Consider the following 8461-nt stretch of genomic DNA (forward strand, 5'->3'; position numbering starts at 1 on the left):
CTCCCCACCTCCCCCGGGCCGCCGCCCTCACTGGAGGAATCATTCCTCCACGACGACCCTTCTACCGGAGGGGGCTGACATGCCAGGGAGGGTGGGGCCCGCGCCCGGTGAGGACCTGGCGGGTCCTCCGGCTGCGTGCACTTCGTTCCCGCCATGGGAGGCCGATGGAGGGGCGTGACACGAGCGCGCAGCTTCGGGAGTCATGGGAGGGCATCATGAGGCACGCCGCATCGACCCGGCACGCCAGGTGCAAATCCCACCCTCGAATCCGGTGCCGCGCTCCCGTGGCCCGGCCTTCGAGGTGCGCACATGGAGCGACGCGGAAACCGCGGTCAGACCGCCATCGAGATGTGGATCATCCTCATCATCATCGGCCTCATCGCGGGGGCGGTGACTGTCGTGGTCCTCCCGAAGCTGGACGCTGCCCGGCGGGACAGCGCCGCGCTGGACCTCAAGAATCTGAAGCAATCCTTCAAGCTGTACGCGGAGAAGCGCGGCTGCTACCCGGACGCGGCCGGCGGACTCCGCGCCCTCGTCGAGGCCGGTGCCCTGGAGCTCGTCCCCAAGGACCCGTGGAAGCGTGACTACGTGTACCGCGCCGAGGCGGTCCCGCCTGTCATCCTGTCATACGGAGAGGACGGCGAGCCCGGGGGAGAAGGCATCGATGCCGACATCTCCCTCGAGCTCCACCCCATCACCGACCACTGGCCCGTCCCGCCGGGACAGCTGCTCACCTGCCAGCCGTCCCGGCCGGGCTGACCGCCTGTCCTACTTCACCGCCTGGACGCAGTGCTCGTTCCCATCCACGAAGTAGAAGCCGGCGCTGACCGTCGTCGTGCCCGGGTACACGCAGAGGTTGGTATCAAACGTCGTCGTCCGGCGGTCCGCGCTGGTGTTGACATTGGTCACGAGCGACGAGGCGTCCACGATACCGCCATCCATCCGCACGTAACGGAGCCAGCCGCTGAAGCCCGAACGTGACGTGGGCAGGTTCCCCGACGGCGAATAGGCCTTCAGCCGGATGATGATGCGGTCGAGGTTCGGCGAACACCAGACGCCATCCGGCCCGAAGTACACCTGCCCCGACTGGTAGATGACGGGCCCGAGCGACGTGTTCGGATTCCAGCTCGTCCCGTGCGCCACGAAGTTCTGACACGTGGGCGCCGCGACGGGCTCGCAGTAGGCATTCACCCCGCAGTACTGACCGTAGTAGCAGCCCGCCGGCTGCGGCGACGTGGGGCTGCACGACTGCAGCTCCGCCTCCGCCGTCCCGAGCTCCGAGTCATCCATCCCGCTGCCATCCTCGGGACCACAGGCCGCCAGCCCCAGCAGGGACACCACCACCCAGGAACGGCTCCAAGAGACGCTTCGCATGGCCCAACCCCTCCACGGGTCATCGGACCCGTCAAGCATGTAATCCGAGTATTCTAGGTCAACCCAGAACCGGACAATCCACCGGACTCCCGTGCGTGCCGCTCCCTCCGGACAGGTGGGCCCATGCCGTACGCTCGGGAGGAATGTCGGGCGGTTTTCGGCTGTGGGACAGAACCGACATTCTTCGGGCCCGTCCGGGGAGTGCTGGTGATACAAGCCCGGCTCGTGAAAGCCTCCCCCCCTCCTCCCGAAGACACCCCTCGCGCCACCTTCGAATCGCTGGGCCTCAAGCCCGCGCTGCTCGAGGCGCTGACCACGCTGGGCTACGAGGAGCCCACTCCCATCCAGGCCGCGGCGCTCCCGCCGCTGCTCGCCGGCAAGGACCTGCTCGGCATGGCCGCCACCGGTACCGGCAAGACGGCCGCCTTCGCCCTGCCCCTGCTCCACCACCTGACGCCGGGTGAGAGCCGGCCGAATGCCGCCTCCGCGCTGGTGCTCGTGCCCACGCGCGAATTGGCCATGCAGGTCTCCGAGGCCATCCACCGCTACGGCCAGAAGATGGGCGTCAGCGTGCTGCCCATCTACGGCGGGCAGGTCATCGGCCAGCAGCTGCGCGTGCTCAAGCGCGGCGTGGACGTCGTCGTCGCCACGCCCGGACGCGCGCTGGACCACCTGCGCCGCGGCACCCTCCAGCTCGATGACGTGCGCACCGTCGTGCTGGACGAGGCCGACGAGATGCTCGACATGGGCTTCGCCGATGACCTGGAGGCCATCCTCTCCGGCACGCCAGAAGACAGGCAGACGGCGCTCTTCTCCGCCACCCTGCCCCCGCGCATCGCCGCCATCGCCGAGCGCCACCTGCACGAGCCCGTGCGCGTGAAGATTGCTCGCGAGAAGGTGGAACAGGGCGAGATGCCCCGCGTCCGCCAGACGGCCTACGTCGTCCCGCGCGCCTTCAAGATCGCCACCCTGGGCCGCCTGCTCGACGTGGAGTCCCCCACCGCGGCCATCATCTTCTGCCGCACCCGCACCGAGGTGGATGACCTCACCATCTCCCTCAACGGCCGCGGCTGGCGCGCCCACGCCCTGCACGGCGGCATGACGCAGGAGCAGAGAGATCGCGTCATCAAGCAGCTCAAGTCGCAGGGCACGGACCTGCTCGTGGCCACGGACGTGGCGGCGCGCGGGCTGGACATCCCCCGGCTGTCGCACGTGGTGAACTTCGACGTGCCCAACGCGCCCGAGACGTACGTGCACCGCATCGGCCGCACGGGCCGCGCCGGCCGCGAGGGCGTGGCGATTACGCTGGTGGAGCCCCGCGAGCACCGGCTCCTGCGCAACATCGAGCGCGTCACCGGCCAGCGCATCGAGGTGGCCACCGTCCCCACCGTGGCGGACCTGCGCGAGAAGCGTCAGGAGATGATTCGCGCCTCGCTGCGCGAGACGCTGGTGGCCGGAGAGCTGGACCGGCTGCGCGGCGTCGTCGAGGACCTCGCCTCGGAGTTCGACCCCATGGACATCGCCGCCGCCGCGGTGAAGCTCCTCCAGGAGGCGCAGGACGAGGGCCGCGAGGGGAAGGAAGAGGAGATTCCCGTCGTCGCCCCGCCCGCCGAGCGCCCCGGCAAGCCCGCCGGCCCCGGAGGCCCTCGCGGACGACAGGAACGCGGCGGCAAGGCGCGCGGCGGACCTCCGTCCTGGGACATCACCCGCCTGTGGATTGGCGCGGGCCGCCGCGCGGGCATGCGCCCGGCGGACCTGGTGGGCGCCATCGCCGGCGAGGCGGGGCTCGATTCGTCGCGCATCGGCGCCATCCAGATTGGAGACAGCTTCTCCCTGGTGGAGGTGCCGGAGCCGGACGCCAACCGCATCATCGCCGCGCTGAAGGAGACGACGCTGCGCGGCCGCAAGGTCATCGTGCGCAAGGACCGGGGTTGACCCCCGAGGGGCCCCGGGCCGCGCGGCTCAGGGCTCCGCCCACTGCCTCAGGAGGTTGTGGTAGCAGCCCGTCAGCATCACCAGGGCGGGGCTCTTCGGCACCTCCTGGTTGAGGCGGGAGATGGCCGTGTCCATGTCGAAGAGCAGCGCGCGCCTGGACACGTCCCGCACCAGGCTCTGAATCCAGAAGAACGACGCGAGCCGCACGCCGCGCGTGACGGGCGTCACGTGGTGCAGGCTCGTCGCCGGGTAGATGATGAGGTCCCCGGCCGGCAGCTTCACCGCGTGGTTGCCGTAGGTGTCCTCCACCACCAGCTCTCCGCCGTCGTAGCTGTCCGGCTCGGAGAGGAACAGCGTGGCGGACACGTCCGTGCGGATGCGTACGGGCGTGCCCGTCAGCGGGCGCAGCGCGTTGTCCACGTGCGAGCCGAAGGTCATCCCTTGCTCGTAGCGGTTGAACAGCGGCGGGAAGACGCGCTGGGGCAGCACCGCCGAGACGAACAGCGCGCTGCGCTCCAGCGCCGCCAGCACCAGGTTGCCCAGCTCCCGCGCCTCCGGCCCGTCGTCCGGCAACTGCTGGTTTCGCTTCACCTGGGCGGACTGGTAGCCCGCGGTGACGCGGCCGTCCGTCCACGAGGCCCTCTCCATGACGGCGCGGCAGTGGGCCACCTGCTCGGCGGTCAGGACGTTGGGGATGTGCACCATCATGGAGAGCGCTCCGGAAGGAAGGACGGCGAGAAGCCCCCGCGACTAGAAGCGGTAGCGGGCGGTCAGCAGCGCGGAGATGCCCTCGGCCGGGACGGCATGACCCGCGTAGTACTGGTCATAGTAGAGGGCGTTGGTGAGGTTGTAGACGTTGAGCTGGAGCTGCGCCTTGCCCCACTCGTAGCTGGCGAACGCGTCGAAGCGCCAGAAGTTGGGCACCCTGTTGGTCGCCTGGCTGGCCGAGGTCGGGTTGTTGACGCTCGTCACGTCCTGGTAGACGGCGCCGCCGCCCACGGAGAGGCGCTCCAGCACCTGGTACGTCGTCCACAGCGAGAGGCTGTGCCGCGGGGTGTTGGGCAACCGCTGGCCCACGAGGTACGGGTTGGTGTGCTCGGTGATGGCGGAGTCCATCAGCGTGTAGTTGGCCAGCATCCGCAGGTCCTTCATGACGGTGCCCGCCACGCCCACGTTGAAGCCCTGCACGCGCTGCTCACCCGCGAGAATCTGCGGCGGGCCCTCCGGGTCCGTGTTGGGCACGCGCGCGTCCGTCTTCTCCATGCGGAAGACGGCGCCGGTGAGGCCCAGCCGGCCATCGAGGAACTCGCCCTTCGCGCCGAACTCGAGGATGGCGTTCTTCTCCGGGTCCAGGCTCACGGTGTCCGCGGACACCGTGCCGGCCTCGGCGGAGGGGTTGGAGGACGTGCCATACATGCCGTACACGCTCGTGCCCTCCATGGGGTGCACGACGACGCCCGCGCGCCAGTTGACCATCTTGTCGCTCTGCTCCAGGCGCGTCTTCGTGCCGTTGGTGGCCACGGCGGTGTAGTCCGTGTTGAAGACGTCGTAGCGCAGCGAGCCGAGCACCTCGACGTACTTGCCCAGGGCAATCTGGTCCGCCACGTAGAGGCCCAGCGTCCGCTGCACGCCGACGTTGGCGTTGGCGTAGGTGCGCTGCACCGGGGAGAGGTCCGGCTCGTTGTCCGGGTTGAACAGGTCCGCGGGCAGGTTGGGACCGCTCGGCAGGCCCACCGCGTTGAGGTTGAAGCGCTCCTGGCCGCGCTTCTCCCACGTCAGCTCCACGCCCGCGTTGGCGGTGTGCTTCAGAAAGCCCGTGTCGAACGTGCCGCGCACGTCCGCGAGGTTCGCGAGGTACGAGTTGTCCGTCTCGATTTCGAAGCGCTGCCGGCCGATGTTCGTCGGGGCCGGGGCCGGGGTGAGGCCGCGCGGCGACGTGGGACGGGTGAAGCGGTCCACCCGGCCGTAGCGCAGCGTGTTGGTGAACTGGAAGCCCTCGGCGAGCTTCTGGAGCAGCCGCCCGCTGGCGACGTGGGCATTCACCCGCGTGTGGTCCGAGCCGTTCACGCCGTAGAAGGACTCACGCGGCACGTCGAGGGTGTCGGAGACGGGGGCGCCGTTGAAGTACGGCTGGCCGTAGTCGGGGACGCCCACCTCGCGCTGGAAGAGGTAGTCGGCCTCGAAGGCGGTGTTCTCGCTGAGCTGGTAGCGCAGCGAGGGGGCGATGCCGCCCCGGTTGTCCTGGACGACGTCGCGCGACGCCGCGCGGCCCAGCTCGCCCATGGCGTTGAGGCGGACCTGGAAGTCCTCGGAGAGCGCCTCGTTGAGGTCGACCTCGACGCGGCCGGAGGGCGCCGTGCCGCCGCTCACCGCGAGGTCCTGGAAGGACGTCTTCTTGGGCTTCTTGGTGACGAGGTTGATGGCGCCGCCCGTGGAGCCGCGGCCGAAGAGGACGGCGGACGGGCCGAAGTAGGCCTCCACGCCCTCCAGGTTGAACGTGTCGCGGGCGTACCAGCCCATGTCGCGCGCGCCGTCACGGGAGATGTCGTTCTGCGCGGAGAAGCCGCGGAGGATGAAGCTGTCGCCCTGGCGGCCCGCCTCGCCCGCGCTGATGGTGATGCCGGAGACGTTGCGCAGCGCCTCGCGCACCGTCGTCACCCGCTGCTCCTCAATCACCGTCTCGTTCACCACGGTGACGGTCTGCGGCGTGTCCACCAGCGGCTTGGGCAGGCGCGTGAGGCTGCTCTCGGGGGCCTCGTAGCCGCGCTCGGCCTCGCCCTGCACCTGCACCGTGGGCAGCACGAAGGTGTCCTCGGCGCCCTGCCCCGCCGCCTGCGTGTCCGCGGGCGTCCCGGGCGCGGGCGCCGCCGGAGCGGCCTCGCTCGTGCTTTCCGTCACCTGCACCGCGGGCGGCGTGGCCGGCGCGGCCTGGGTGGGCACCGGCTCCTGGGCGACGGCGGCGCTCGTGGCCAGCGCGGACGCGAGGCCTACTGCGGCCTGCAGCGCCGCGCGCACGCCTCCGGAGTGGCCGACGGACGAGCGGATGCCTGTGAAACGGGGGTGGCTGGGGGACATGGCTGCTTTCGTGCTCCTGAAGGAAGAGTCCAAGCTGTGGACCCGCTTGAAACTGATTTTGATACTCAAAGTCAAATATAAAATTCCACCCGTGGGAGTCAGCGAGCGGACCGGGGCTCTCTCCAGTCACTCGCCCGGGGTGGACGTGTGGCTCACGCGGCGCGCTCCGGCTCCGCGGGCACGGCGACGGCCTCGGTGGACTCGGTGCTGGCGGCGCGGCGGCGCGGGAAGAAGCGGCGCCAGGCGAGGGCGAAGCCGGTCCACACGAGGACGGCGCCGCCCAGCGAGGCGATGGCGGCGACGAGCTGGCCGAGCCACCCGAGCGCCTCGCCCGTGTGGAGGAAGCGCAGCCACGTGCGCAGCTTGCGACCGCCGTTGTAGTCCTCGTAGCCCTCCTGCTTCACCACCTTGCCGGTGAAGGGGTCCAGCGACACCTGCGTCGCCGCGAAGAGCGGCCACGCGCCCTGCTCGCGCACGGTGAAGGTGAGCGCGTCCACGCCACCGCCGCCTCCGCCACGCGACTCGCCCGCGCCGGGCCCGCCGCGCGAGGGCTGCTCCTGTCCCTGCCCCGCCTGGGCCGGCGCGCCATCGGCCTGCGCCCGGGGCCCTGGGCCCCGCGTGTCCTCCGCGCCCGCGGCCTGCGCGCCACGCGGTCCCTGCTCCTGCTGGGCCGGAGCGCCGTCGGCGCGAGCCTGTGGGCCCTGCCCGGTCATGGCGGGCGCACCCTCGGCCTGTGCCCGAGGCTCCTGAGCCGCGGCACCCTCGGCGCGTGCCTGCGCGCCCTCCGGGCCTCGCCCACCCTGCCGGCCCTCGGGAGCGCCAGCGCCCTGCGGTCCACGCCCGCCTTGCGGCCCACCGGGACGCTGCCCGCCTCCGAGCCGCAGCGACACGGACTTCCACGATGGCGTCGAGTGACGCGCCTCCGCGAAGAGCGCGTCCAGTCCGAGCCGCTCGGTGCCCGGCGGCGGCGCGGGCAGCTTCACCGCGGCCATGCCCGGCGGGCCCTGGTTCGTGGGAGGCGTGTTGCCCGTCACCTTGAACACCAGGTCGGACGCCCAGCGGTACGAGATGACCATGCCCGACGCGGTGAGGACGATGAGCACCGGCAGAGACCAGAAGCCGATGACGTTGTGCCAGTTCCAGTCCCGCGCCTTGCCCTTCAGCCCGCGGCGGAACCACAGCGACGGCCGCATCGCGCGCAGCGTCCACTTGCGCGGCCACCACAGGTACAGGCCGGAGATGGCCAGGAAGAGGAACAGCGCGTTGCTCGCCCCGGTGAGCGCCTTGCCCACGGCGCGGTTGTCCCCGCTCGCGGCGAGCCACCGGTGCAGCTCCTCGTTGACGTGGAAGAACTCGCGCCACCCCTCGGCGCCGCCCTCGCGCACGTCGCCCGTGTAGGGGTTCACGTACACGAGGCTCTCGCGGCCCAGGTTCACCAGCACGGCCGCGTCGGGCTCCGGGTACACCGTCACGCCCGAGGGCTGCGCCTCCGGGCGCGCCGCGCGCACGCGGGCCACGAGCGCGTCCACGGGCAGCCGCGCAGCGTCCGGCGAGGGCACCTGCACCTTGCGCGCACCGCTCTCGGCCCACTCGAGAATCTGCGGCTGGAAGGCAATCGCCACGCCGGTGATGGACATGACGGCGATGACGAGCCCGGCGGCGATGCCGGCCACGAGGTGGGTCCAGAAGAGGATCTTGCGAAAGAGGCTGCTCATGTCGTGACGACTCACTGCGCGGTACGGCGCTTCACTTCAGGGAGAACTGAACGGGAACCTCGATGATGACGCGCACCGGCCGGCCCTCGCGGCCGATGGCCGGGGAGAAGCGCCAGCGGTTGACCGCGTCGATGGCCGCCGCGTCCAGCGCGGGCACGGAGCGGATGACCCGGGTGTGCTCAGGCTCCACCTTCCCGTCCGTCCCGATGATGATGCGCACCAGCACCAGCCCCTGGATGCGCTCCGAGCGCGCGCGGCGCGGATACTCCGGCGTCACCTGCTTCAGCACGGCCGGGGGACGCGACACCTGCTTCAGCCCCACCGCCTCGCCCGTCCCGCCCGACGCACCCACGATGCCGCCC

7 protein-coding genes are annotated in these 8461 nt (G+C 71.0%); 2 read left to right on the plus strand and 5 right to left on the minus strand.

Annotated features, from left to right (window positions below; genetic code table 11):
- Nucleotides 1-309 precede the first annotated feature (309 nt).
- Nucleotides 310-759: a type II secretion system protein GspG gene (locus tag HG543_RS48640; RefSeq protein ID WP_169351799.1), complete on the plus strand. Its 450-nt coding sequence runs from the start codon at nucleotides 310-312 to the stop codon at nucleotides 757-759.
- Nucleotides 760-768: 9 nt separating this feature from the next.
- Here HG543_RS48640 and HG543_RS48645 read toward each other — a convergent pair whose 3' ends face one another.
- Nucleotides 769-1374: a hypothetical protein gene (locus tag HG543_RS48645; protein ID WP_169351800.1), complete on the minus strand. Its 606-nt coding sequence runs from the start codon at nucleotides 1372-1374 to the stop codon at nucleotides 769-771.
- A gap of 225 nt (nucleotides 1375-1599) precedes the next feature.
- On the opposite strand from HG543_RS48645, the gene HG543_RS48650 reads away from it, so the two are divergent.
- Complete coding sequence (locus tag HG543_RS48650; protein ID WP_343073631.1) at nucleotides 1600-3309, plus strand: DEAD/DEAH box helicase; 1710 nt, start codon at nucleotides 1600-1602, stop codon at nucleotides 3307-3309.
- A 27-nt stretch (nucleotides 3310-3336) separates the two neighbouring features.
- Here the strand turns inward: HG543_RS48650 and HG543_RS48655 are convergent, their stop codons facing one another.
- From HG543_RS48655 to HG543_RS48670, 4 genes are all read right to left on the minus strand, one after another.
- Nucleotides 3337-4017, minus strand: coding sequence for a Fe2+-dependent dioxygenase (locus HG543_RS48655; protein ID WP_169351802.1), 681 nt, complete (start codon nucleotides 4015-4017; stop codon nucleotides 3337-3339).
- A 42-nt stretch (nucleotides 4018-4059) separates the two neighbouring features.
- Nucleotides 4060-6384, minus strand: a complete 2325-nt coding sequence (locus HG543_RS48660; RefSeq protein ID WP_169351803.1) for a TonB-dependent receptor — start codon at nucleotides 6382-6384, stop codon at nucleotides 4060-4062.
- Nucleotides 6385-6536: 152 nt separating this feature from the next.
- Nucleotides 6537-8099: a PepSY-associated TM helix domain-containing protein gene (locus tag HG543_RS48665; RefSeq protein WP_169351804.1), complete on the minus strand. Its 1563-nt coding sequence runs from the start codon at nucleotides 8097-8099 to the stop codon at nucleotides 6537-6539.
- Between the two features lie 31 nt (nucleotides 8100-8130).
- On the minus strand, nucleotides 8131-8461 hold a 331-nt coding region (locus HG543_RS48670; protein ID WP_169351805.1), incomplete at its 5' end, for an energy transducer TonB.

The organism is Pyxidicoccus fallax, assembly GCF_012933655.1.
Classification (GTDB): Bacteria; Myxococcota; Myxococcia; order Myxococcales; family Myxococcaceae; genus Myxococcus; species Myxococcus fallax.